This window comes from Coleofasciculus sp. H7-2, assembly GCF_042747725.1.
Classification (GTDB): Bacteria; Cyanobacteriota; Cyanobacteriia; order Cyanobacteriales; family FACHB-T130; genus FACHB-T130.
The window spans coordinates 123,678-147,104 of sequence record NZ_JBHZGO010000030.1 but is presented as its reverse complement, the minus strand read 5'-3'; the positions used below and the strand labels follow the sequence as shown (position 1 = coordinate 147,104).

Here is a 23,427-nt window from a genome sequence, read left to right as displayed (position 1 = left end):
TTTTGTTGTACCTGGTGAAATTATCCGCTTTTGTTCTCCTCTTCCTTTGCGTGTAAAGCGAAGAGATCGCATCCGCACCGGGTTAGCGATCGCTAACAGGATTCATTAATAGAGAGCCTGTCCCCTCAACGATTAAACTGATTGGAAATCCGAGGAGCAATTTGAAGAATCTGACGAATTCAAGATGGTAGGAATACCCAACACCGCGCAAGGTAAATTAGAACTTAGTTCCTGAACAATGGGATTATTGACAGAGGTACAGCCCAGCAACAATAAAGTCGCAGCTTCTAATTCAACAACTTTTTTGAGTTCTGTAGAAACGCAACCAAACCGTAGATGAGCTTTGAAAGAACCTCGCCATTCTTCAGCCAGACAACGGGCTTGCGATAAGATACGATCTGCTTGCGCGAAGGGATTCGTCTGATAAAAAATTGCCCTCAAATAGGAAGGATCTATCTCCGTCATTCGTGTGCGTGCTGCTAGTTCCGCAGGGGTAGGTTGAGTTAAAACAGGTGTAGCAGACCTTACTGCCGATGCTTCCAGAGATAGGGGAAGCTGTTGGATGGAAGGGCGGCTGGTATCACCCCCATTGGAGATATGTGGACAATGACTACTTTGATCTTCATCGACAACATAAACGACTTGAACAGTAACCTGTGCCTTTGTAACTAAACGGGTTTGATGGGCAATCCATAGGGCAATATCCAGCGCAGTTTGACTGCTGGGCGAGCGATTATAGCCCACGACTAAGTTGATTGATTTAGCAGAATTAGCCCGCTTGGAAACGAGGGAAGCTGGCTCTGGCAGCAACACCATTTGTTCAACGACATTCTGACGACCCATTGCGCTTTCAAGACGGGCTAACATTGATTTAATATTCACAAACTCAAACCTCCTGAATTGATTAGACTAGCGTTTCAACAACTAAAGTAAAGGTTTTTAGTTGGCTGGAAATGCGGTCGATCGTGTTTCCAGGTCAGTTGTTTTTTCTTTAATAAACAATTGACCAATACATCATCTACTCGTCTTGATTGAAATATTCATCTAGGAAATTCAGAGCGTGGTTACGCAGTTCAAAATACTCGTGGGAGTTGCGGAGGGCTTGGCGATCGCGTGGATGCTTAAAAGGCACATCCAAAATTTCCCCGATTTTCGCGTGGGGACCGTTGGTCATCAATATAATTCGGTCAGACATATACAGGGCTTCGTCTACATCATGGGTAATCATCATCACCGCCTGCCGCTGGTGTTCCCAAATATGCAGTACCTGTTGCTGCAATTTTCCTCTCGTTAGGGCATCGAGTGCCCCAAAAGGTTCATCCATCAACAACATTTTGGGGCGAATTGCGAGGGCACGAGCAATCCCCACCCGTTGTTTCATCCCACCAGAAATTTCATCGGGGTATTTGTCAGCGGCTGCTGTTAAATTCACCATTGCCAAGTGTTCGTTGACGATGCTAATTTTTTCAGCACGAGAGGCATTTTTTAGCACTTCATCTACCGCCAGACGGATATTTTCTTTCACTGTCAGCCACGGCAGCAGTGAATATTGCTGGAACACCATCATCCGCTCGGCACCAGGTTTACGAATTTCTTTACCCTCTAATTGCACTGAGCCGGAAGTCGGTTTTTCTAACCCGGCAACCATTTTGAGGAGTGTTGATTTACCACAGCCAGAGTGACCAATCACGCAAATAAATTCGTTTTCACCTACACTCAGATTAATTCCATCCAAGACAACAAATTTACCTCCATCCGCTGTGGAATAGGATTTGCAAAGATTTTCTATTTCCAGAAATCCAGTGCGGTTGACACTTCGATTATTGGCATCCGTTGATAATGAGGTGGATTTAGTCATATCATGCTCCTTCTGGGGACGAACTTTTGATAATCTTGAAGGTATGAACGAGGCTGGCTGTTTCTAAAAAGTAAAACTCAGCCAAGCCGTTTGAACTGTAGCAAGTGCAGCGAATTAAGATAGGAAGAAACGAGTGGGACGGTTGGCTCGAATCTCAAAACCATTGAGATATCCAACTGGATCGCTGGGGTCAAAACCTTTCTTGTCAATGAATACTTCCGGTGCTTCAACCTTGTAATCTTCCTGGGGACACTCAATGCCCATTTCTGCGGCAATTTCTCGATAGAGATCGGTTCTCCAGCCTTTTTTGGCAACTGCTTCTGCATTTTTTGGAAATTCTTTTATTTGTCCCCAACGAGCCGCTTGAGTCATTAACCAGAGACTTTCAGATTGCCAGAGAAATGTTGAATGTTCTCCTGGAAGTTTGGGAATGCTGTCAGGGATATCGAAGAAAATCGTAGTGTCATCCGCCTTGGCAATCCGAGCTTTACTATCAAAACCGCCATAATTGTATTCGCCAATAATTGCGGGACGAGTAAATTTGGGTTTGGCACCCGTAAAGGAACGCTCGGAAATGAGTGTTGCCACTTCTTCGCGGTTTTCAGGCTTGCTGCAATACTGGCAAGCTTCAATCATCGCTTTGACGAGGGAACGATAAGTTTTGGGATTTTCTTTGATGAAAGATTCCATCACCCCCAGCAGTCGATCTGGGTGTCCCAACCAAATTTCTTTGCCTTGAGCGAAGGTAAAACCAATGCCTTCATTTCCGGTAATTGCGCGGGTATTCCAAGGTTCTGCCACCATGTAGGCTTGCATTGCCCCCATCCGCACGTTCGTCACCATTTGCGGTGGGGGAACGATGATGATGCGAAACTCTTTCAGGGGATCGACTCCGGCGGCGGCGGATAAGTAGCGGACGAAGTATTCGTAAATGGCAGAACTGAGTACAACTGCCCAAACTCGTTGTTCTGGCGGCTGTTTGTCAAAGTAGTTACGGAAGTCCTTCCCAAATGCTTCTAGATCGCCGTTATATTCCTGCCAGGGACGCAAACCCGCTTCCCACATTTTCCGGTTCATCGTCATGGCATTGCCGTGTCGGTGAATGGTCATGGCGGCACATAGGGGGGCATGGCGTGCGCCTTCAGCACCGATTCTGGCGTTGGTGACGGCACCGGAGACAACAGGGGCGGCATCAGTGCGACCAAAAATCAAGCCGTCACGAGAGGTTGCCCAGCTAGCTTCCCGGTTAAGTTGGACGTTGAGACCGTACTTGCGGAAAAACCCTTTTTTCCAAGCGATCGCAAACGGCGCACAATCATTCACCGGCACGTAGCCAATAATTAGATCGGGTTTTTCTAACGTTTCGGGATCTACGACTTGTTTGATGGATGCGGATTCTTCAGTGAGTCCTTTCGCAGAGCGTGAAGCGGAGCTATCCCGGAGGGAATCGCCGCTAATCGCACAAGACGATAGTGCCATTCCTGCTGCTGTGGCACCCATACTCTCTAGAAATTTTCGTCGCGTCCAGTTTGTGGTGTCACTCATAATTCGTCCTCGCGCTCCATTTCCACGTTTCTCAACCCTAGTGGCTTGAGCTACTACTGCTAATGAGTTGTTGGAGAAATTGACGCCGATAGGTACTACTCTCAACCCACTCGTTTGAGGGGTCATCGTTACCACGACGCCTGTGAGTCTCGCTCACGCTAGCGATTTCTCTGGGAGCGGAATATTACCTGCTGCAACAGAGGTTTACAGAAAATTTATTCGGCGGCTGTTGCCCTAGGGCGACGGTGAGTAACCAAAGATTCAACTTTGCCTAAGGCGTAGTCCAGCAGTAGTCCTGTCAATCCAATCACTATCACTGCCAAAAACACTGAGCTTAGGTTTAAGCGACTCCATTCATCCCAGACAAAGAAGCCAATTCCGATACCACCTGTGAGCATTTCTACAGCGACAATGACCAGCCAAGCAATTCCCAGACTAATCCGTAAACCAGTGAAGACATAAGGCAAACTGGCAGGCCAAATAATCTTGGTAATTCTTCGCCAACGGGGCATTTCTAGCACCCGTGCCACATCAAGGTAATCTTTGGAAACGCTAGAAACACCGAGGGCAGTGTTAATAATCGTGGGCCATAAAGAGGTAATGAAGATAACAAAAATTGCTGACGGATCTGCTAGGTTAAAAATTGCTAAAGCAATGGGCAACCAAGCTAGCGGCGATACCGGCTTGAAAATCTGAATCATGGGATTGAGCGCCAACATTGCTTGCTTGGACATCCCGATCAAAAATCCAATGGGAATGGCAACAACTGCACCTAACAAAAATCCCAGCAATACTCGTCGAATGCTTGCCAGTAGTAACCAACCAATCCCTAGATCGCCAGGACCGCGTCGGTAGAATGGGTTCAGGATGTAGTCTAAATTTTTGACGAACGCTTCTGGTGGAGTCGGTATTAATTCATGCTTGAAAAGGGCAACAATCCACCACAGAGCGATAATTCCTAAAAACCCAAGGGCGGGAAGGACGACGACATCCCGAATCAGGACGGGTTTTGCCCGTTTCCAGGCTACCTGTCCAGCAACCGCGATCGCAGACAAATTCAGCTGCAATATCATTGTGAAGCTCCTCAGAGTCACTCTTCAGGTACAAGAAAGTAGAGCAGTACCAGCCGGGGACACTGACGAGTTCAGAACATTTCAAAAAATGAAAAATGCTGACTCTTCAGTCTCCTCTCAATGCCTACGAAGTTAGCTGACGGGCTAGAGCTGAGAGATGCTCTTCTTCTGAAGGATGAGGGATGAAGGATAAAGGATGAATAAAGATTTTTTATTCTGCCTTGCACCTTTTGCCTTCTTCCTGGCAGAGATACGCCCCATTAATTGGTTCCTCCGTTCCAGCGCTTATAGAGAGCGATCGCTTGCTAAGACGCTGAATTAGGCTGACTTACTCGGATTTAATCGATAAGTTTAGCACGCCTTTTCAAGTTAGTCCACCTTTCCAAAGACATAGCTGCTTGCTAGCGATCGTGGCATCAAACTCACAGTACTTTACGACCTCTTTCGGGGGACGGATTGCTGATGTTTGTATCTCTGACTACATCTTGTCTTTCCTCAACCCCATCCTTAGGTAGAAGCCGGTTGAAGCAGTCGAAGTTTATATTATTTATCTTGTTAATCAGCCAATTTTATAGAAAATTCAAGGCACCCAACATGATGTCAGCATTCTCTTCTCTGGTTTCTGAATCTTCCGAGCAAATCCTTTGTTTTTATATAAATTGCACAAGTAAAAATCAAATTGCTCGAATTAATAGTATTCAAAACTTTAACTTTGAACGGATTGTTTTTCCCAGACAACGTTGATTGTTTAAAGCCTTACCGGATGCCCAACTAGAAATACATACTAACTGCAAAGAAAATTTAACTAGAAATTCAACTTTAGTGGAAGCGATTTCCGGCGCTCATCGTTTATGAAGAAATAAGCGTTTGCAAATTAGGACAATTTTCAAATTTAGCATAGAATGGATTCTGAAGCAAAACCTTTCGGGAGATTCTAAACTAAGTATTTAGGCGCAAAAATGAGAAGACAAAACCAATCAACGACTCCCTAAGCTAATCTTAGTTTAGTGAGCGCATTTGTGAACGAGTCAAGAGCGCCAGAACATGATGGATTTTAGTCAATTACTTATCGATAAATCTGCCACGATTATAGAGAAATGGATTGAAGCGGTACGTGCTGATAGTCAAATTGAGACCGCAGCAGAATTATCTTACAAGGGTTTGCGCGACAGCCTCCCCCTTGTCCTCAAGGCATTAGCAACTGTACTTTCTCAGTTTCAAGACAGTGATGTTCAGTCGTTAGTAAATGCAAGTTTACAACATGGTGTACTTCGGGCTGAACAAGGCTACGATCCGGTAGAAATTGTCCGTGAATATCGAATCTTACGCTGGACAATCGTTTCCACTTTAGAGGGAGAGTTGCTAAACTCATCACCGACAGAGATAATCCAAGTAATTCGGATAATTGACACAGTGGTGGATGAAGCGATCGCTCAATGTTTTAAAAGCTACATGAATGAGCGATTTCGGGAACTCCAGCAGCTGCAAAGTCAGTTAAAAATGACCAATCAAGAATTGACTCGTTTGCTTCGCGCGAATAAAGATAACCTTTCTCATCTAGCCCACGAATTGAAAACTCCTCTCACTTTGATTATTGGCTACTCAGATTTATTTTTGCGCCAACAACAGCGAAAGTCGGAGGACGATAACCTTGCTCACCTAGAACACATTGAGAAAGTGCTACGAAATGGACGACAGTTACTTCGCCTAATCAACGATGCGTTGGAAATCTCCCGCTATGAAGCTGGGAAGATGAAATTGCAGCCATCCCTAACAGATGTACCCTCTTTAATTCAGAACATCCTGGAAATGGTGGAACCTTTGGCGCATTCCAAAGAGCTACAGATGATAGTTGATTACGATTCAGCTAGCGCCGATAGCTGTGCTACTCTTCGAGAAGGGCTACACCCAACACGCGCCCCCGATCGAGTGCTGACAGATCCCCTGAGACTACAGCAAATTATTACTAATCTGCTCAGTAATGCGATTCGTTACACTGACTCTGGAACAATTAAATTAACCTGTAAAACGCTATCAGATAAAGAGTCGGCGATCGCTGTGGGCGATACAGGAATTGGCATCGATCCAGAAGACCAAGCTCGGATATTTGAACCCTACTTTCGCTCTATCCCCAAAGAAAAACATTTCCTTTCCGAAAGTACAGGTTTAGGATTAGCAATTGTCTCGCGATTGGTAAAATTATTACAAGGAAGAATATATCTAGTTTCACAAGTGGGCGTTGGCTCCACCTTCACTGTCATTTTGCCGTTAACAGTGAATACTTCTGAGGAAATTATAACACCATCAACAACCCAGATAGAATCTTAAAGACTCCGAACCATAAACTCTCGAAGCGGTGGAGGCGAGATTGAGAGCTAGGCGAACGGGAAGAGGGGAAATTTGACAAGCGTAAAACTTCTTATATTGCCGCGTTCTTCGTAACCCTTGCCATGCGCTCTCTTCGCTAGCGTATGCCGCGAGTGTTCGGCGGCTCCCCCCATCTGCCCTCGATCGGGAGGCGATGTACTTCGCGTATGATTAGTAATCACCTGCTCAGCACTGGGAATAATAACTGAATAATAACTTAAGAGTCGAAAGCGGTTATTTTTAAAATGCTCAGGACTTACGCAAAGCTTATACATATAGAGTTTTTTCGGGTTCAATCCCCCTGTGGTTGCCCTTACTATGTGGTGATGTGCGGCGAGTCCTGGTGCTGAAAAAAAATTAAAAAACATTTCCAGAAAATCCGAGCCGGGAAAAACCTATTCGAGCTGACTTGAATAGCCAATACCTAAGGGGGCACAAACCCAGGGGGCATACGCCGTGATTGTAGACTTGAAAGAAACTGAACTCAGGGGAGCTTTTCTCAAAGGGGAGGATCTGAGGGGAGTAGACCTAAAGAGGGTAAACCTCAGCGAGGCGAACCTAAGTTATGCAGACCTAATAGAAGCAGACCTGACAGAGGCGAACCTGAATGGGTCAAATCTGAGTGGAGCCTGTCTCAATTTAGCAAACTTGAGCAAGGCAGACCTGACGAAAGCAGACTTGAGTGCAACCAACCTGATTGGAGCAGATTTAACGGCAGCCAACTTGAGCGGAGCCAACTTGAAAAAGGCGAATCTGGTTGGGACTAATCTGGAAAACGCTAACTTGGCGGGAGCGAACCTGGTGGGAGTGGACTTGAGCGCCGCCGAGCTAAGGGGGGCTATCTTGCAAAAGGCTGTCTACAATCAAGAGACTCGATTCCCTCCAGACTTTGACCTTCAGGAAGCCGGGGCTTACTTGATTGCCTCTGGCACATCGCTCATCGGCGTCAACCTGAGTGAAGTCGATCTCAGTGGAGTTTATTTAAAGTCAGCCGACCTGAGAGCAGCAAATTTGATGAGGGCAAATCTGGTCGGGGCAAATTTGGAGAACGTTAACTTGGCGGGTGCCAATCTGGTCGGAACGGATTTGAGTAAAGCCAAGCTGAGGGGAGCCATTCTAGAAAAAGCTGTCTATACGCAAGAAACTCAATTTCCCTACGAGTTTGACCCCAGTGAAGCGGGAGCTTACTTAATTGCTGCGGGTGTATCGCTGCCTGGGGTTAATTTGAGTGGGGTCAACCTGAGCGGAGCCGACTTGAGGGCGACAAATCTACGAGCGGCAAAGTTACGAGGAGCCAACTTGAGAGGGGTAGACTTAAGCAAAGCTAACTTGAGGAAAGCTGACCTGGAGGATGCCAACTTGAGTGAGGCAGACTTGCGAGGGGCGGATTTAACGGGAGCCATTTTGAAGCAGGTGAACTTCAGTGAGGCTGACCTGAGAGGAGTGGACTTAACGCGAGCCGACTTGAAGGGAGCTAATCTAAGTAGAGCCGACTTGAGAGGAGTAGACTTGACCGGAGCTAGCTTGAATCAGGTGAACTTAAGTGAAGCTGACCTGAGGGGGGTAGACTTGACGCGAACCGATTTAAGGGGAGCCAACTTGAGTGGGGCAGACTTAACGGATGTGGATTTGAGTCGGGCGATGCTCAAGGGTGCTGACCTGACAGATGCCCACGTCCCGCAAGGAAAGTTGGCGCTGCTGAATGAAGTATGAATCAGGCAAACTTCGGTATCGAGCGCAATTGCAAGTAGTGGAGTAGCAAACGTATTGAGTACCTCAGCATCTCTACGGATTTGGAATAACACAGCGTTTTGCGATGTAATCTGGGAGCTTTCTGGGACATCTTTGAGTGTTGACTCTCTACCTATTTTCTTCTGTTGATGGAATTTTGACAAAACCGGGATGCTCCCCACTCTCTCTGCATCTGGGGATGATTTTAACATTCAGGAAAAGATCGTAAATTATTTAATTTAATTTAATTGTTTTGGGAATTCCTTTAGTCCTTGTTGTACGCCTTAAGACCATCCCAAATGCCCATTACACCAGGATAAGGGCTGTGGTAAACATTCTCCATTGTCTGAATCTTCTCGACTAATTTTGGCTCGGAGTTTCCTACAGCAATTCCCTTTAATCCAGTCTCAAATAGTGACAAATCGTTGAGAGTATCTCCGCAAGTAATTGTGTCATCAGCTTTAAAATCCATTTCTGCCAAAAATTTCAGGAGAGTTGGGCCTTTGGAAACGCCTTTTGGCATCACATCAAAATAATGGTAATTTAGTCTGATGTCATACGACAGAATAGTATCAAATCCAGCGTCGATTACTTTTTGGATGGTTCCAGGTTGAAAAGATTCGGGTTCGTAGTAGTAGGAGACGCGATAGTCGGGATTAACAGGCTGTAATTCTATCCCTGGTTCATTCGCTAATAGTTCCTTGATTTGTTCGTTAGCATTTCCCCAAGTTTGCGCTACCCAGTCTTGTAAAACAGAAATAGGCTCGAAGGTGTCGCCATGTACGATTGTGGTTCCAACATCACCAATGATGTATTCAGGTTTGGGAATGTTGGGTTCTTCGTCGAATAGTTTCCTAATTCTGTCAAGTTCTCTACCTGTCACATAAACGAGAAGAATGCGATCGCGCTGGGATTGAATATATTGATAAAATTCAGATCGTTCTTGCTCAGAACCACCTAAAAAGGTTCCATCTAAGTCGGTCGCTAACAATAATGAGTGATTAGATTTCATTCGACAATTAGCCCAAGATTAATCCACTGCGGGGTGCAAGAGTGAAGTTGAGACTTGTTTGTGCTGCTTCATCACTCCAATTTGCTTCACCAAAACCATAGGTAAATAACACTTGCTGAGGTTTCGATGACAATGAAAGTTGAATACTAACTTTTGCTGTTTCATTTCCAGCATTAACGGCAATTACTAATATTTCTGCTTGTAATATCCGCGCAAAAATGTAAACTTGTCCTTCAGCATACAACGTTTGATACTCACCAATCCGCAGCGCGGCGTGAGTATGGCGCAGTGTAATTAATTGACGATGATACTCTAGAGTATCTCGATCCCACTCTTCTGGGTCAGGAAAACCTTTACGACACTCAGGATCGTAACCACCTGTCAAACCGACTTCATCACCGTAATAGATGCAAGGTGCGCCAGGAAAAGTAAATAGTAACAACGTTGCTAAATATAAACTAGAGCGATCGCCTTCAGCAACATCAATTAATCTTGCTGTATCGTGATTGTTGATACCGTTGAGTTGGGTTAACTGAATTTCCCAAGGATAAAGTTTGAGCAAATCATTAATTTTTTCCCCATATTCAGCAGCATCCGCAGGCGGAGGTGGGGCATATTCTTTAAAATGACCTTTGACTTGGCGATCGCCTACAACAAAAGCAGTCGTAGCAATCAGAAAAGGCAGACTTGACACACCATCAAATTGTGTACCATCTAACCACTCACTCGCATCTATTGGAATTTCCCCGACAATATATGCTTCAGGATTGATTGCCTTCACCCGTTCCCGAAACTCCTGCCAAAACCCAGGAGTTTTAATATAATCCGCCGAATCCAACCGCCAACCATCTGCACCCAGCTTAATCCAGTATTCAGCTACACGCATAATATATTCGCGTACCCCTGGATGATCTGTATTGAACTCTGGTAAAGCCCGATGGTCGTTCCATGAAGCATAATTAGCAGGGCGAGAGCCATCATAGGGTGCGAGGGGCCAACCTTGAATCTTGAACCAATCTATCCAAGGAGACTTTTGACCATTTTCTATAATATCATTGAAAAAATAAAAGCCCCTACTGGCATGATTAAAAGTTCCATCCAAGACAAGTTTAATCTTACGGCGATGAACTTCTTTGAGTAGACTTGTAAATGCTTCTTCACCGCCTAATAAGGGATCGACTTGATAATAATCAAGGGTATGATAACGATGATTACTTGCAGAGCTAAAAATTGGGTTAATGTAAATTGCATTAATGCCTAAATTTTGTAAATAATCTAGTTTTTCAATTACTCCCCAAAGATTCCCCCCCTTATAACCATGAAACGTAGGCGGGGCATTCCAATCTTCTAAAGGTACATCAAGTAACCAATTTTGGTGGGTTGGGATACTTCTTGCAAAGCGATCGGGAAATATTTGGTAGAAAACGGAGTGTTTGACCCAATCAGGTGTATTTATCTGCATAGATTATTTTTTAATTACGACTCAAAAATTTGAAAAATTGATCATCCACTACAACGGATTAATAAATATTCTTAGGTACATATTTCCAGATTATTATACTATATACTTGGTCAAGATAAAGGTAAAAATTATGGCAATATCTTTACTGGACAGTATTAAGCAAAAAACCGAGCTAGAATTGAATGTCCTCAAGTTTCGATTTGAGAACTTGAGGAAAATTAAATTTAAATGTCCTATCTGTGGTTAATTATCTAAAATTCGACTAAGGCTACGAGGTCTATTGATTTTCCCAGACCGCAGATGAAGCTGCATTGGTGACTTCCTGACTGCGACTCAAGAATCCGAAATAGTCTAGTCCTTCTAAAATCCCCGCAGCAAAGTGACTTTTAGCAAGATAACGCTTCCCAGGCGGGGAATTGTGATGCCACTCTAATAATTCTGGCTGGGCATTACCAACAATAATGCCACAGGAAGGTACATTTTGGAACATAGACAGATCGTTACCCGAATCGCCACAAATAATCGTGCGATCGCCACTAAATTGAAGGAGAATGGTGCAAGATCTAAGTATACTAACAAAAATTGTTAAAAATTCCGTGAAATGAGAGAACCACCAGGAGCCGACATAATTCTTCTCAACAGTAAACATCAAGTTTTACTTGTGCTTCGTGATCATAAAAACTCTATCCCTTTTCCGAATACTTGGGCATTACTTGGGGGGTATATCGAAGAAAACGAGTCTCCCGAAGAAACTATCCGCAGAGAAATACTTGAAGAAATGGAACTAGAGTTAGATGAAGTGAAATTCTTCAAGTTTTATTATTGGGAAGAATGCGATGAACACATTTTTTGGTCTCAAATTGATTTAGATATCTCTAACATCAAGCTTCACGAAGGGCAGAAATTAGCTTACTTTAGTCAATCAGAAATTGATCATCTTGACTTTGCATCTCACTATCATAAAATATTAGCAGATTTTTATGATAGTTTAGCTATGAGTTTATAACTAAGCATTGGTTAAAGGTAATAAACAATCTAATGAATGAAAGCTTAATTACGGTACTGCCAGAAAATATTGCTAAAAAACTTGGACAGGCTTTGGCTCACATACCTGGAGGAGAAACGGCAAAAATAGAGAAACCCAAGGGGGAAGGCGCGTTCAATCATATCTTATTAATTACAACAGATGAGGAACGCTACGTTTTTCGAGCCAGACGCGAAAGTTCCTCAGAAGAGATTGAAGCATACATGAGGTATATGTATGAAGCTACTAGCTTTTTAGAAGCTGGAGGAATATTTAAACTCAGAAATATTGCTGAAGAAATTGACTTTATCAAAAGCGCACTGGCTGTAGGTTTACCCGTTCCTAAGTTAATTCATGCCGATACAGATTGGATGTTGATTGAATATATTGAAGGAAGAACCTTCCATGAATTCGTCAAGGCTGGAGAAGTAGAAATTCTGCCCAAGATTCTGAGGGAACTTAATTTAGCTCACACAAAGGGAATTATTTATGGCGATCGCTGGGGTGATAATGAAATTATAGACTCCCAAGGAAACGTTCGCATGATTGATTTTGATATTGAATGGTCTTACGAGGGAGTCAACGATGGCATTGTTGAAGCTTTAGAAATGGCGGTTCCCATTTTTCACTCCCTAAGACTGACAAGCACTCGAAATGATTTATTAAATATAGTTCAAAATGATGCCTTGCCATTGCTGAAATCCTGGGGATATAAAATTGATATGATTGGGAAGTTTATTCAAGGTTTTTGTAACTTTTATCTTGACCCCAATAAGCCCAGTAATATCTGGTCTTTACCACCAGAGTTGTATGTTTCAATGACTGAACCAGCAAATCGTTTGATAGCCATTTTTTCGGAAGCAGAATAAACTCTACAAAAATCAGGACTTACGCAGAGATCCCCCTAAATCCCCCTTAAAAAGGGGGACTTTGAAGTTCCCCCCTTTTTAAGGGGGGCTAGGGGGGATCTAGGTTTCAAGCAACGCGGTGCGTAAATCCTAAAAATATGAAAGTTTGGTAAAGCTATGATTACCCCTGCCATAATATTTAATTTGGCGGTAAAAATCTCAATTTAAATTGAGATCCTTCATCGTCTTAACATTATAATAGCGGCTATCTGTCATCGGATTGGGAACTTGATTGGCTCTAAATGCTGCCACTAAATCTTGAATTGCCTCTTCTACCGTATGTGAAGGCACAAATCCCAATTCTTGTTTGATTTTTTCTGAGGAAATGTGATAAGAACGAATATCGTTTGTGGGTGTGGAGACAATTTCTACAGATCCCACTACTTTACGAATCATCTCGGCAATTTCCATCAAGGTATGATTTTCGTAGCCAGCATTGAAGATTTTTCCATCGATCGCTTCATCTGACCATTGCAGAGACTTAATATAAAGATCGGTCATATCCTCAATATGAATATTGGGGCGCTTTTGCTGACCGCCAAAAACTGTAATCTTGCCATTGTTGATAGCTTGAGTGGTGAGAATATTAACTACTAAATCTAATCGCTGGCGGGGAGAGTAACCGCACACTGTCGCTGGGCGCAGCACTAAAGTAACAAATCCTGGTTCTCGCTGACTCAGCAATACTTCTTCACACAAAGCCTTATAACGGGAATAGTCTGTCAAAGGCATCAGTGGTAAGTCTTCTGTAACATTATCAGTCTCTTTAATTCCATAAACGCTGGAAGAAGAGGCATAGATAAACCGCTTGACTCCTGAATTTTTCGCTACATCCACCAAGTCAACAAAGGCATCATAATTAATTGAACGACCCAGATCCGGATCTAATTCAAAACTCGGATCGTTGGAGATACAAGCTAAGTGAATCACTGCATCGCATCCTGGTATGACTTTTTCCAGCAGTGCGCGATCGCGGATGTCTCCTTGAATCTCCTCCAAATTTGGATGATTTTTGACAGCCTCTAGTACATTTGTCCCATAGATATAGAGGTCTAACACTTTGACTCGATATCCAGCTTGCAGGAGTTTAGGAACTAAGACAGATCCCACATAACCTGCACCACCCGTAACTAGAACTTCTTGAATTGAATTCATGGGTTGATTGGTTTCCTAACAGTCCTCTAGAACGTGCAAATTGTTTTGGCAAACTTTAACAAGCGAGGTTTTGCTACAGGTTTTTCATTGCCCAGAACATTAGCAGCGATCGCACCTGCCATATTTCCCAGGAATGACCCCAGCTTCAGAGGTAAATCTAACTTGGCGCTCAAACTAGCTAGGGCAAAAAAGGCATCTCCTGCACCTGTAGTATCTTTGACTTGTTGTGTCATCGCAGGAGTCATTACCAGTTCTCCATTTGCCTGAATTGCCAAAGATCCAGAAGCGGCTAAAGTCAACCAGCCTTGTTGCGCCCCTAAATGGGATTGCAAACGCTTGAGTAACTCGTTGCGATCGCCGTAGCGATTAGAAAAAGCTAGACGAAGTTCCTGCTCATCTATACAGAATGTATCTGCGCGTCGATATTTACTAATTAAGTTGTAACCGTAATTGGCGCTGTTCGTTTGGCAGTTAACAGCTAAAAATGGTGCTTGAGATTGAATTAATTCCATCATGGATGAATCAATTAATCCATGACCATAATCAGCCAAAACGACTAGATCGTAGCTTTTGATAGACTTTTCCAAGGAATCTAAAAGTTTTTGACGCTCTTGAGGTGCTAGTCCCTCCTCATCTATAGAGTTGATAGCAAACAGTTGTGTATAACCCTTTGTTGTACCTTGCTGTTCAATATAACGGCACTTGGTTACAGTAGAATAACCTTCTGCATACTGCAAATTTAAATCAATCGAACCCTTGATCTGATTCGCGATCGAGCGATGTACATCAGGTTCATTCCCAATAGCACTAGCTACTGTAACAGAATTAGCAAAACTCTCCAGATGGCGAGCAATGGCAAAAATTCCTCCTAAGTGCTGTTCTTTTTTCACAAATCGAGTGGACGGCGCTCTACCTTTCGAGGTTAACCCTTGAACGGTACAGTGAACAAACTCATCAATAATGACATCGCCAAGCACTAAAACCTTAAGCAGCTGCATCGCCTCCACAGCATCTGCGATCTGCTCATACGAATACTGCTGAGTTAAATCCTTGACATAATCCTTTAATTCTGAGGGGACAACATCAAGGTAATTGTTAATCAATCGCGTTGAGCTAAAAGTGATTTCATTGGTATAGCGAACATCGCCCCCATAAGCTCTAACCTGGGCAACTTCTTTGTCAATATTTTGGGTGACATCTTTGCTTGCGTCAGCATATTCATCTCCCTTGCAGTAAATATGGGGACGTACTTTCTCAATTACTTCCAACGCCGTTACCTTTGGGGTTAAGATCACGTAATCAACGCAAGCTAGCGCCGCCAGAGAACTTAGACGCAATTCATCAGAAAATATCGGTCTTCCGGGACCTCGATTAACGTATGGAGTAGCTGTCAGGGAAATCACTAACAAATCTCCCATCGCTTTAGCGGCTTGCAAATGAGCGATGTGTCCAGGGTGAAGTAAATCAAACACTCCATTACAAAGGACGATTTTAGACCCCTGTTGTCGGTAGCTATCAAGTATCTCTGCACAGGTTTCAAAGCTAAGATACTTTTCTTTATTGATTGCTAGTTCCATTCAGAGACTGAGTTTTCTAGAGTAAATAATTAATGCTTTACGTTCGGTAACGATTAAGATACTTCGTTTTGGGCAAGGTTCAGATAATTATCCTCATCAGAACTAGGCAAAGCTCCCTTAACCAAACCATCTATAATACAGTGACAAATGCACAGATGCATGATTTCCGCAAAACCGTATGCCATAGTCGGAACGTAAAAATTGAGATGTCCGAGTTGACGCAAGGGGTTATTGGTTTGGAAGGCTGATAGCGTAATGACTTGGCAATCCATTTGTATCGCTTGGCGAACACCAGCAAGGATGTTTGCTGACTCTCCAGAACTGCTAATCGCAAACAAAATATCTCCAGATTGAGCAAATATTGATATCGGTTTGCTAAAAACTTGTTCGTAGCCGAAGTCATTACTAATGCAGGTCAGCGAGGCGCTGTCGTTGAAAGCGATCGCAGGAATGTTACCATTGCGCCAGTAGTCAACCGCCTGATGGCTGGCTACGCTTGCACTCCCTCCATTACCAATGAAAATAACTTTTCGCTGCTGCTTTCTTTGTCGATAGACTAAAGCCGCAGCCCGATTAATTCCTTCAGAGATTGATATAAATTTACCTTGGGTATCTGTTATCTGAAACTTCTCGCCAAGGGCAGCTAATTGGCGAAAGTAATCACTAGAAAACGGGAGCGTTTGGGATGGTGCTGAATGCATAGATATTCTGTTATTTAGTTGTCCGAAACTTTTCTCAATTCGAGCTACCTTTCAGAAAGTGAAATGTATCGTATGACGCCAAATCTTAATAGCAATGCTGCTATAAGTCAACTTTCTGAAAAATCTTTGTAATCCAGCAAAAACCTTCTTATATCAAGCAAATTTTTATTTTGGTTATTGATTATACTAATATTTGGCTTAGCCCAGTTTTATTTTTATCTTTTCTTTACAAATTTATGCATTAAAAACTGTTTGTAACTAGATATTAAGAGAAGCATCCATCGGGTCGCACATCACTCATAGTGCGATCTATAAATAGTAAACACTGTTCAAATCGGCAATAAATTCTCCTCTCTATAGCATCACACCAAACCTAATAACTCACTATTCGCGTAATCGGGCTATGAAAAGCTAAATTTTTCGTTGACTGGGGAAAAATGCACAAAAAGTAGGATAGATTATATATTTAGGTCATGGAAAATCAGTATAAAGCTACATCTCACATCTTGCACCATTATCAATAAGCCGGAGGCTCCAGCCTCGACTTGATCGTGGTGCAAGATATCAGTTAAAACCGAGTTAAATTCTTATCTAGTAGGCATTTAGTTTTATATAACAGGAATTAAGTTACTCGCCAATTGTTAAAACCTTAGCGATTAATGCAACTGGTGCCAGATGTAAGTTACATCTCACATTTCGCACCTTCATCGGGCACAATTGAGCGATCGCTTTCTTAGAAGATCGGGACTTACGCAACATCACCACATCTGCCACCGCAATCCCCCTGGAGGATTGCCCCTACAAAACGCTATATGTATAAGCTTTGCGTAAGTCCTGAGGATGCGACAGTTAAGGGTGCGGAGTGTCGGTTGAAAACGTCAACTGACGTGCCATGCCATCATCGACAAAGCGCTGTTCGCCAATCCCGACCAGTTCCACGATAGTTTCACGCGCTGCGGGTGAAAAGCCACCCTCTCGTGCTTCAATCTCAACAATGGTTTGTTGCCCTTCGGAACGAACGTGGTAAGTTGTCGTGCAAAAGGCTCCTGTTGTGTACTCAAAAGTATGACCGTCATCCTCATAAAGAGTAAACTGACCTGTGCCCATCCAAATCCGAAGCGTCAGCTGGTCTAAAGGGCGTTCATCTACGTATTGCATTACTGGTGCCATCGGAATAATCGAGCCAGCACGGACATATAATGGCATTCGCTCCAGTGGGGCGTGGGCTAGGATAGTGGTTGATCCATCGAAAGCTTCACCACTCCACCAGTCATACCAGCGACCTTCCGGCAAATACACAGCACGATGTTCGACACCCGGACGGTAAATCGGTGCTGCTAGTAATGAAGAACCCAGCATTATCTGGTCAGCGATGGTGAAAGTCTTCGGGTCATTGGGAAAATGATAGAGCAAGGGGCGCAGAATTGGCGCTCCAGTAGTTGCTGCTTCCCAGAAGAGGCTGTAAATGTAGGGCAGGAGTCGGTAACGGAGTTCGATGTATTCGCGGCAAATTTTTTCAACCTGGTCGCCAAACGTCCAAGGTTCGTGCTGTGCTGTAGTTAGCGCTGAGTGTCCCCGCATGAACGGGTAAAGTAGCCCTAACTGCATCCAACGCGCAAATAGTTCCGCCGTCGCATTACCCGCAAACCCCCCAATATCGGTACCCACAAAAGCGACGCCCGATAACCCCAGGTTACAGAGCATTGGGATGGACATTTCCAGGTGTTCCCACAAAGATTGATTGTCTCCCGTCCATACGGCTGACCAACGTTGAATACCAGCATATCCGGCGCGTGTTAGGAAAAAAGCACGCTCTTGTGGACGTGACTTTTCCATCCCTTGATAAGAAGCCTGTGCCATCATCAACCCGTAGAGATTGTGAGTCTCCGCATGATTTGTTTTCTCATCAGCTGACCCCTGCGGGGCGTCAAGGGGAAACGTTATCTTGTTACCGGGGTCGCCGAACGGACGGTCATCAAGTGCGGGTTCGTTCATATCGTTCCAGATACCAGCAACACCGATGTCGGTTAGGCTTTTTTGCAAAATTCCCCACCAGTCCCTGACTTCAGGGCGCATGAAGTCGGGAAAAACTGCTTTATCAGGCCAAACGTAGCCGTGAAACAATTGACCGTTAGTTTTACGGATAAAATAGTCGTTCTTGAGTCCGTCGTCGAAGACTTGGTAATCTGCTTCTGGATCGTACTTCACCCCTGGTTCAGAAATTGGCACCACCTTGAAGCCATTCTGCTTTAAGTCGTCTACCAATTGTTTCGGGTTGGCGAAGCGTTTAGGACTCCAGGTAAAAATCCGGTACCCATTCATGTAGTCGATATCGAAATGGATGACATCGCAGGGAATGCGGCGCTGACGAAATTCACCAGCCAATTTGCGGACTATATCTTGTGACTCGTAACTCCAGCGACACTGGTGATAACCAAGCGACCATCGCGGCGGCATAGGCATCCGTCCGGTTAGCTGGGTGTAAGTTTCGAGAATTTTTGCCGGTTCGGGGCCATAAATAATGTAATAATCCAGTTCGCTACTAAGCGTTTCCATCCGCAAAACACCGGGTTGCTTTGCGCCAAGATCGAACTGACTCCAAAATGTGGTATTGAAGAAAATGCCATAGGCCACTCCCGGACGCAACGCCAGGAAAAACGGAATTGCGTGATACATACTGTCTGTAAGGATGCCGAAATCAACTGCATCACTCGTCCAATTAGTTCTCACTTTAGACAGTTGGTCGAGTAAACCAGTGGGTTCGCCGAAGCCATAGAAATGTTCGTCAGCTTCAATTTGTTTCCACCCAGCAGTAGCGCCAGTCCGCCAACCCATTCCTGGGGCTGCATCCTGAGCAAAGGGCTGTCCTGCTAGGTCGAAGCACTGGATGCGACAGGGGTTTTGGTTAACGAGGATTCGTAGCTGTTGAGTTTCAATTTCTACAACATCTGCTTTTTCTCGCACCTCAAATGGCACAGTAGACCATTCTTCATCTGCCTGTGTGACTGCCCATGACCGACGTGGCAGAAATTCGCCAGTAGGTGTCATCCGTACCCGAATTAAGTTTGCTGCTAGGACGCTAATGGTCAGACGGAAGTCGCCGCAGTTGAAGAGGATACGGCGCTTATCCTGTTGTATTGTTTGTACTGCCCCAAGGGTTGACCAAGGCTGCTCGCTGGTATGCAGTTGCCCGAAGTATTGCGGCATAATCCCTGATTGAAAGACACGCTGGAACGAGTGCGATCGCTACCATTTCCAATTGAGATTCACACAACCCACTGATAAAAAGCTTGTATCCACAGGTATAAACTCAACTAATTACATTAGGCTGATGCCACCGTTGATACAAAGATACTGTCCGGTAACAAATGCAGACTCAACGCTGGCGAAGTAAAGCACCGCTTCAGCAATATCTTGTGGAGTTCCGAAACGCTGCATAGGAACTCTTGCTTGGTAAGCATCCTTTTTCTCTTGAGCGGTTGTTTCGTGCCGTTCTACGGGAATCCACCCAGGAGCGATCGCATTTATTGTAACTCCAAAGGGCGCAAGTTCGGTTGCCATGCTGCGCGTGAACCCGATTTGCCCGCCTTTAGCGGTAACATAAGCACTGAAGTGGTTAACTGTCCGAAAAAAAACATCGCTACTGATATTGATAATTCGTCCCCATTGTTTCTCCTTCATCGCGGGTAAGCAAGCACGAGTCAGCAAGAAAGGACTCTTGATAAAAAAGTCGATCATCGTCTGGAAATCTTGCCAGGTGTACTCCTCAAAGGGTATCTGGGGCTGATTTCCTGTTGCATTCAGCACCAAAATATCCACTGAACCTAGCTGTGTAGCGATCGCTTCGTAAATAGCTGCCACATCTTCTTCTTGGGTGACATCACCCTTGACGAGGATAGCCTCACAGCCTTGGTTTTGTAACTCTGCCAAGGCACTTTCTGCACGCGATATATTGTTGCAGTAGTTAAGTGCTACCTTAGCACCAGCTAAACCTAACCTCAGCGCGATCGCTTTCCCCAAGCCAGCAGAACTTCCTGTGACTAGGGCAACGTGTCCATCTAGAGAAAATGACATTTAATTGCTAACCTAAACATGAAAATGAGGAAACAAAAATCAGAATTTTTCTAATAATTGAGATAAATTATTTAAACTCTCTTTGGTTCCATGCTGCACATCTGCTGGCTCTTCATATTCAACTACCCAATATCCCTGATAACCTGAATTTAGAAGTTCTTGAATAATCGGTTGCCAAACAATTTCTCCTTCTCCAAAAGCACAAAATTCGGGTTTGCCATTAGCCCATCGGACATCTTTCCAATGACTGTAGTTTACCCAAGGCAGGATGTAGCGTAGTGCCATCAAAGGGTCGGTTCCCTGGTTCAAAAAGTTAGCCGGGTCGTAATTGACACCAACTGCAGGACTCTTGATGCCTTCCATAATCTTAGCAACTCGTTGCCCTGTTGCTGTTGGGCCACCGTGATTTTCAATGGTTATTTTAATCCCCTGTTTTTCGGCATAATCTCCAATTTTATTAAAAGCATAGTGAAGCCGAGGGAAAACATCTGGAAGAATATGAGCGTTTCTGTGATCGCCAGACAATAATCGGACAAATTTTGCCCCTAGTTGTTGTGCTATATCAACGAAACGCTCTACTCTTTGAATCTCTTTTTCTAATTCAGCAACTTCTGGAATTGTAAAATTATTTCGTGCCGCGATACAAATAATATCTACTCCGGCTTCCTCTGCCCAAGTTGCAATCTTGGCGATTGATTCGTCGTTACCACCATCTATAAGATGTTTGGGTGCTTGGGGATGGGCATTGACTTCTACTAAACGAATGCCTTGGCTAGCTATCCAGTGAAAATATTCCGGTATTTCTACTTCTCTCCAGCCCCAAGCTGCACAGCCAATGTTTGATGGGTTAATGTTATTTGGCATATTTAATCTTAAATTTGATAATCTAACGATTCAAAAACTTCAGAATTGCAAAATTTTACTGCCTTCTTCGTATTCTGATAAATTTATCTGATAGACAAAAGACTCTTTTTAATAATTATTTTCCAAACTGGCATTGCTTACACCAACTTCTTTGAGTACAATGTCCCATATTTTTTTTAACAAATGTTCATTTTCTATAGCTTCTAAATTAACTGATATTGTATCAGAACTGTTAACCTCTAACACTTCATACCCTTGCTCACCTAAAAGTCTTTGGGCGGCAGCTTGATCGATTTTAGATAAATGCTTGTGTTCATAAATTAATAGAACAGGTTTATAGTATTCAAAATTAATCAATTTGAGGATCTCATAGTCAAAACCCTCCGTATCTATATGGATGATATCTATACTTCCTACTGAGTGTCTATCACACAATGCTTGAAACGTTATACACTCAATATTGGTTTTTCTAATACGTTTCTCTATATTGGGAATGAAATCAGTATGCTTCATAATAATCGGTAGTGAAAACGATCCAAGCTGATCATACCAAACTGGTAAATCGTCATTTGACTGCTCAAGATAGTAAAACTCTTTAGTACCGTTAACTTCAGCAATAGCTACATTTTCTAGTATAAACCGTTCTGAACCACCATATTTAGCACGCAAGCGATCGAACACATAGCTAACAGGTTCAACCATGATTCCATGCCAGTGTTCATGTCTCAAAAATCTATGAAGTGGATCGCCATGCGTAGCATCATTAGAGCCTATTTGAATAAAAAACAGATACTCTCGTGAGATTGACAAGGCGTGTATGAGCGTATCATAAACATCTCTCATTGGCAGTGTATTATTTAGATTTTCTTTAGCTGAATCGTTCAGAGATTATTGATAGAATAATTTAATATTATCACAGACTTTCTCAAGTTGCTCAACGGTTAATCCTTGATAAATAGGTAAGCTGAGGATTTGGCGTGCCTGCATCTCTGTAACAGGGAAACTTTCTTCTGGATAGCCTAATTCTTTACCTGCTGTGGATAAGTGAATTGGTACTGGATAATGGATTGCAGTACCGATCGCGCGATCGCTCAAAAATTGGCGCAATTCGTCGCGGCGTTCAGCTTGGATGACAAAGGTGTGATACACGCATTTTTCCCACTCACGTTCTAGTGGCATTTTGATCTCAGGAATGTCAGCAAGTTGAGTTTGGTAGTAACGGGCATTTTGCCGACGCTGCTGTGTCCATTCTTGGATGTAGCGCAATTTTACTAAAAGAATTGCTGCTTGTAGGGTATCTAAACGGGAATTGTGAGACCACAAAACACAATCATCGCGGGTACGCAAGCCAATATTACGCATGATTTTGAACTGTTCGTACAGTTCTGGATCATCTGTAACTAGCACCCCCCCATCTCCACAAGCATTTAAGTTTTTTAAGGGATGTAAACTGAAACAGCCTACTATTCCAAAAGAACCCACTCGCTGACCTTGATATTCAGCGAGGATCGCTTGGGCTGCATCCTCCACTACAGCTATTCCTTTCTCTTTCGCAATAGCTAAAATCGGTTCCATGTTGCAGGGTCGCCCCGTCAGATGCACTGGAATAATTGCCTTCGTTTTGGGAGTAATGGCAGATGCGATTTGACTCGGATCGATGTTGTAATCATCACCCACGTCAACAAATACAGGTTTAGCACCAAGGACGCGAATACAACTAGCTGAAGCCACAAAGGAATTAGGTACAGTAATGACTTCATCACCAGAACGAATAGCGATCGCTTTGAGTGCAAAAATTAAGGCATCTGTCCCAGAATTAACGCCAACTGCATAACGAACACCGCACAATTGAGCAAACTGACGCTCAAACTCTGCAACTTGCTCACCTAAAATAAAGTTGCCATCATCAATAACTTCGCCAATTGCTGTTAACAACTCAGACTTCAGGGAAGCGTGTTGACTTTTGAGGTCGATGTAGGGAATTTGATTAGACCTCTTGCAAAAATCAGTAATTACATCTGTGTTCATCTGTGTTTATCTGTGGATATCTGTGGTTAATTTCCCTTCAAAAACTTA

The 23,427-nt window shown here is 43.6% G+C and carries 22 protein-coding genes, 1 pseudogene and 1 riboswitch; of the genes and pseudogenes, 5 read left to right on the top strand and 18 right to left on the bottom strand.

Annotated elements, in window-relative coordinates:
* Positions 1-132: 132 nt before the first annotated feature.
* From ACFW2W_RS07660 to ntrB, 4 genes are all read right to left on the bottom strand, one after another.
* The gene (locus ACFW2W_RS07660) at positions 133-882 is read right to left on the bottom strand and encodes a universal stress protein (protein ID WP_378175542.1); all 750 of its coding nucleotides are present in this window, start codon (positions 880-882) and stop codon (positions 133-135) included.
* A gap of 136 nt (positions 883-1,018) precedes the next feature.
* Complete coding sequence (locus tag ACFW2W_RS07655; protein ID WP_378175540.1) at positions 1,019-1,858, bottom strand: ABC transporter ATP-binding protein; 840 nt, start codon at positions 1,856-1,858, stop codon at positions 1,019-1,021.
* 114 nt (positions 1,859-1,972) lie between these two features.
* Entirely contained in the window at positions 1,973-3,403 is a 1,431-nt protein-coding gene (locus tag ACFW2W_RS07650) for an ABC transporter substrate-binding protein (RefSeq protein ID WP_378175538.1), read from the bottom strand.
* Positions 3,404-3,618: 215 nt separating this feature from the next.
* Entirely contained in the window at positions 3,619-4,476 is an 858-nt protein-coding gene (gene ntrB, locus ACFW2W_RS07645; RefSeq protein WP_378175534.1) for a nitrate ABC transporter permease, read from the bottom strand.
* Between the two features lie 106 nt (positions 4,477-4,582).
* A riboswitch (cyclic di-AMP (ydaO/yuaA leader) is annotated at positions 4,583-4,811 on the bottom strand.
* A 127-nt stretch (positions 4,812-4,938) separates the two neighbouring features.
* Between ntrB and ACFW2W_RS07640 the strand changes: the two genes are divergently transcribed.
* Both ACFW2W_RS07640 and ACFW2W_RS07635 read left to right on the top strand, forming a co-directional pair.
* Positions 4,939-5,220 carry a DUF1830 domain-containing protein gene (locus ACFW2W_RS07640; protein ID WP_378175531.1) on the top strand — a complete coding sequence of 94 codons (282 nt, stop codon included), beginning with the start codon at positions 4,939-4,941 and terminating at the stop codon, positions 5,218-5,220.
* Positions 5,221-5,523: 303 nt separating this feature from the next.
* The gene (locus ACFW2W_RS07635; protein WP_378175677.1) at positions 5,524-6,804 is read left to right on the top strand and encodes a sensor histidine kinase; all 1,281 of its coding nucleotides are present in this window, start codon (positions 5,524-5,526) and stop codon (positions 6,802-6,804) included.
* Between the two features lie 47 nt (positions 6,805-6,851).
* On the opposite strand, the gene ACFW2W_RS07630 is transcribed toward ACFW2W_RS07635, so the two are convergent.
* A complete protein-coding gene (locus ACFW2W_RS07630) occupies positions 6,852-7,211 on the bottom strand; it encodes a hypothetical protein (RefSeq protein WP_378175528.1) in 360 nt (119 codons plus the stop codon).
* An 88-nt stretch (positions 7,212-7,299) separates the two neighbouring features.
* Between ACFW2W_RS07630 and ACFW2W_RS07625 the strand changes: the two genes are divergently transcribed.
* Positions 7,300-8,556 (top strand): pentapeptide repeat-containing protein, encoded by a 1,257-nt coding sequence (locus tag ACFW2W_RS07625; RefSeq protein WP_378175525.1) that lies wholly within the window; start codon positions 7,300-7,302, stop codon positions 8,554-8,556.
* A 1-nt stretch (position 8,557) separates the two neighbouring features.
* On the opposite strand, the pseudogene ACFW2W_RS07620 reads toward ACFW2W_RS07625, so the two are convergent.
* The 4 genes and pseudogenes from ACFW2W_RS07620 to ACFW2W_RS07605 form a co-directional block, all read right to left on the bottom strand.
* Positions 8,558-8,671, bottom strand: a pseudogene (locus ACFW2W_RS07620) (IS1 family transposase); the annotation flags it as partial.
* A gap of 168 nt (positions 8,672-8,839) precedes the next feature.
* Entirely contained in the window at positions 8,840-9,586 is a 747-nt protein-coding gene (locus tag ACFW2W_RS07615; protein ID WP_378175522.1) for an HAD-IIB family hydrolase, read from the bottom strand.
* Between the two features lie 7 nt (positions 9,587-9,593).
* Entirely contained in the window at positions 9,594-11,048 is a 1,455-nt protein-coding gene (locus ACFW2W_RS07610) for a glycoside hydrolase family 13 protein (protein WP_378175519.1), read from the bottom strand.
* Between the two features lie 277 nt (positions 11,049-11,325).
* Positions 11,326-11,697: an HAD family hydrolase gene (locus ACFW2W_RS07605; protein ID WP_378175516.1), complete on the bottom strand. Its 372-nt coding sequence runs from the start codon at positions 11,695-11,697 to the stop codon at positions 11,326-11,328.
* Between ACFW2W_RS07605 and ACFW2W_RS07600 the strand changes: the two genes are divergently transcribed.
* Positions 11,650-12,054, top strand: coding sequence for an NUDIX domain-containing protein (locus ACFW2W_RS07600; protein WP_378175514.1), 405 nt, complete (start codon positions 11,650-11,652; stop codon positions 12,052-12,054). The genes ACFW2W_RS07605 and ACFW2W_RS07600 overlap by 48 nt on opposite strands.
* Before the next feature lie 32 nt (positions 12,055-12,086).
* Positions 12,087-12,941 carry a hypothetical protein gene (locus tag ACFW2W_RS07595; RefSeq protein WP_378175511.1) on the top strand — a complete coding sequence of 285 codons (855 nt, stop codon included), beginning with the start codon at positions 12,087-12,089 and terminating at the stop codon, positions 12,939-12,941.
* Positions 12,942-13,139: 198 nt separating this feature from the next.
* On the opposite strand, the gene ACFW2W_RS07590 is transcribed toward ACFW2W_RS07595, so the two are convergent.
* The 9 genes from ACFW2W_RS07590 to ACFW2W_RS07550 all read right to left on the bottom strand — a co-directional run bounded on the left by ACFW2W_RS07590 (position 13,140) and on the right by ACFW2W_RS07550 (position 23,379).
* Positions 13,140-14,135, bottom strand: a complete 996-nt coding sequence (locus ACFW2W_RS07590) for an NAD-dependent epimerase/dehydratase family protein (RefSeq protein WP_378175508.1) — start codon at positions 14,133-14,135, stop codon at positions 13,140-13,142.
* A 26-nt stretch (positions 14,136-14,161) separates the two neighbouring features.
* Positions 14,162-15,712: a PfkB family carbohydrate kinase gene (locus ACFW2W_RS07585; protein ID WP_378175505.1), complete on the bottom strand. Its 1,551-nt coding sequence runs from the start codon at positions 15,710-15,712 to the stop codon at positions 14,162-14,164.
* Between the two features lie 53 nt (positions 15,713-15,765).
* Positions 15,766-16,413, bottom strand: a complete 648-nt coding sequence (locus ACFW2W_RS07580) for an SIS domain-containing protein (RefSeq protein ID WP_378175502.1) — start codon at positions 16,411-16,413, stop codon at positions 15,766-15,768.
* A 627-nt stretch (positions 16,414-17,040) separates the two neighbouring features.
* Positions 17,041-17,172 (bottom strand): hypothetical protein, encoded by a 132-nt coding sequence (locus ACFW2W_RS07575; protein WP_378175499.1) that lies wholly within the window; start codon positions 17,170-17,172, stop codon positions 17,041-17,043.
* Positions 17,173-17,262: 90 nt separating this feature from the next.
* Complete coding sequence (locus ACFW2W_RS07570) at positions 17,263-19,620, bottom strand: glycoside hydrolase family 31 protein (RefSeq protein ID WP_378175496.1); 2,358 nt, start codon at positions 19,618-19,620, stop codon at positions 17,263-17,265.
* A gap of 111 nt (positions 19,621-19,731) precedes the next feature.
* Positions 19,732-20,487, bottom strand: coding sequence for an SDR family NAD(P)-dependent oxidoreductase (locus ACFW2W_RS07565; RefSeq protein ID WP_378175493.1), 756 nt, complete (start codon positions 20,485-20,487; stop codon positions 19,732-19,734).
* A gap of 39 nt (positions 20,488-20,526) precedes the next feature.
* Positions 20,527-21,351 (bottom strand): sugar phosphate isomerase/epimerase family protein, encoded by an 825-nt coding sequence (locus tag ACFW2W_RS07560; protein WP_378175490.1) that lies wholly within the window; start codon positions 21,349-21,351, stop codon positions 20,527-20,529.
* Between the two features lie 108 nt (positions 21,352-21,459).
* The gene (locus ACFW2W_RS07555) at positions 21,460-22,194 is read right to left on the bottom strand and encodes an FkbM family methyltransferase (RefSeq protein WP_378175487.1); all 735 of its coding nucleotides are present in this window, start codon (positions 22,192-22,194) and stop codon (positions 21,460-21,462) included.
* 45 nt (positions 22,195-22,239) lie between these two features.
* Positions 22,240-23,379 carry a DegT/DnrJ/EryC1/StrS family aminotransferase gene (locus tag ACFW2W_RS07550; RefSeq protein ID WP_378175484.1) on the bottom strand — a complete coding sequence of 380 codons (1,140 nt, stop codon included), beginning with the start codon at positions 23,377-23,379 and terminating at the stop codon, positions 22,240-22,242.
* Between the last annotated feature and the right edge of the window lie 48 nt (positions 23,380-23,427).

What these genes read in the sequence shown, in the direction of transcription:
- ACFW2W_RS07605 (WP_378175516.1), bottom strand. Translation starts at nt 11,697, where the DNA reads ATGTTTACTGTTGAGAAGAATTATGTCGGCTCCTGGTGGTTCTCTCAT.
- ACFW2W_RS07630 (WP_378175528.1), bottom strand. Translation starts at nt 7,211, where the DNA reads ATGTTTTTTAATTTTTTTTCAGCACCAGGACTCGCCGCACATCACCAC.
- ACFW2W_RS07635 (WP_378175677.1), top strand. Translation starts at nt 5,524, where the DNA reads ATGGATTTTAGTCAATTACTTATCGATAAATCTGCCACGATTATAGAG.
- ACFW2W_RS07610 (WP_378175519.1), bottom strand. Translation starts at nt 11,048, where the DNA reads ATGCAGATAAATACACCTGATTGGGTCAAACACTCCGTTTTCTACCAA.
- ACFW2W_RS07575 (WP_378175499.1), bottom strand. Translation starts at nt 17,172, where the DNA reads ATGTTGCGTAAGTCCCGATCTTCTAAGAAAGCGATCGCTCAATTGTGC.
- ACFW2W_RS07560 (WP_378175490.1), bottom strand. Translation starts at nt 21,351, where the DNA reads ATGCCAAATAACATTAACCCATCAAACATTGGCTGTGCAGCTTGGGGC.
- ACFW2W_RS07640 (WP_378175531.1), top strand. Translation starts at nt 4,939, where the DNA reads ATGTTTGTATCTCTGACTACATCTTGTCTTTCCTCAACCCCATCCTTA.
- ACFW2W_RS07565 (WP_378175493.1), bottom strand. Translation starts at nt 20,487, where the DNA reads ATGTCATTTTCTCTAGATGGACACGTTGCCCTAGTCACAGGAAGTTCT.
- ACFW2W_RS07615 (WP_378175522.1), bottom strand. Translation starts at nt 9,586, where the DNA reads ATGAAATCTAATCACTCATTATTGTTAGCGACCGACTTAGATGGAACC.
- ACFW2W_RS07650 (WP_378175538.1), bottom strand. Translation starts at nt 3,403, where the DNA reads ATGAGTGACACCACAAACTGGACGCGACGAAAATTTCTAGAGAGTATG.
- ACFW2W_RS07590 (WP_378175508.1), bottom strand. Translation starts at nt 14,135, where the DNA reads ATGAATTCAATTCAAGAAGTTCTAGTTACGGGTGGTGCAGGTTATGTG.
- ACFW2W_RS07600 (WP_378175514.1), top strand. Translation starts at nt 11,650, where the DNA reads ATGAGAGAACCACCAGGAGCCGACATAATTCTTCTCAACAGTAAACAT.
- ACFW2W_RS07585 (WP_378175505.1), bottom strand. Translation starts at nt 15,712, where the DNA reads ATGGAACTAGCAATCAATAAAGAAAAGTATCTTAGCTTTGAAACCTGT.
- ACFW2W_RS07655 (WP_378175540.1), bottom strand. Translation starts at nt 1,858, where the DNA reads ATGACTAAATCCACCTCATTATCAACGGATGCCAATAATCGAAGTGTC.
- ACFW2W_RS07550 (WP_378175484.1), bottom strand. Translation starts at nt 23,379, where the DNA reads ATGAACACAGATGTAATTACTGATTTTTGCAAGAGGTCTAATCAAATT.
- ntrB (WP_378175534.1), bottom strand. Translation starts at nt 4,476, where the DNA reads ATGATATTGCAGCTGAATTTGTCTGCGATCGCGGTTGCTGGACAGGTA.
- ACFW2W_RS07595 (WP_378175511.1), top strand. Translation starts at nt 12,087, where the DNA reads ATGAATGAAAGCTTAATTACGGTACTGCCAGAAAATATTGCTAAAAAA.
- ACFW2W_RS07570 (WP_378175496.1), bottom strand. Translation starts at nt 19,620, where the DNA reads ATGCCGCAATACTTCGGGCAACTGCATACCAGCGAGCAGCCTTGGTCA.
- ACFW2W_RS07580 (WP_378175502.1), bottom strand. Translation starts at nt 16,413, where the DNA reads ATGCATTCAGCACCATCCCAAACGCTCCCGTTTTCTAGTGATTACTTT.
- ACFW2W_RS07555 (WP_378175487.1), bottom strand. Translation starts at nt 22,194, where the DNA reads ATGAGAGATGTTTATGATACGCTCATACACGCCTTGTCAATCTCACGA.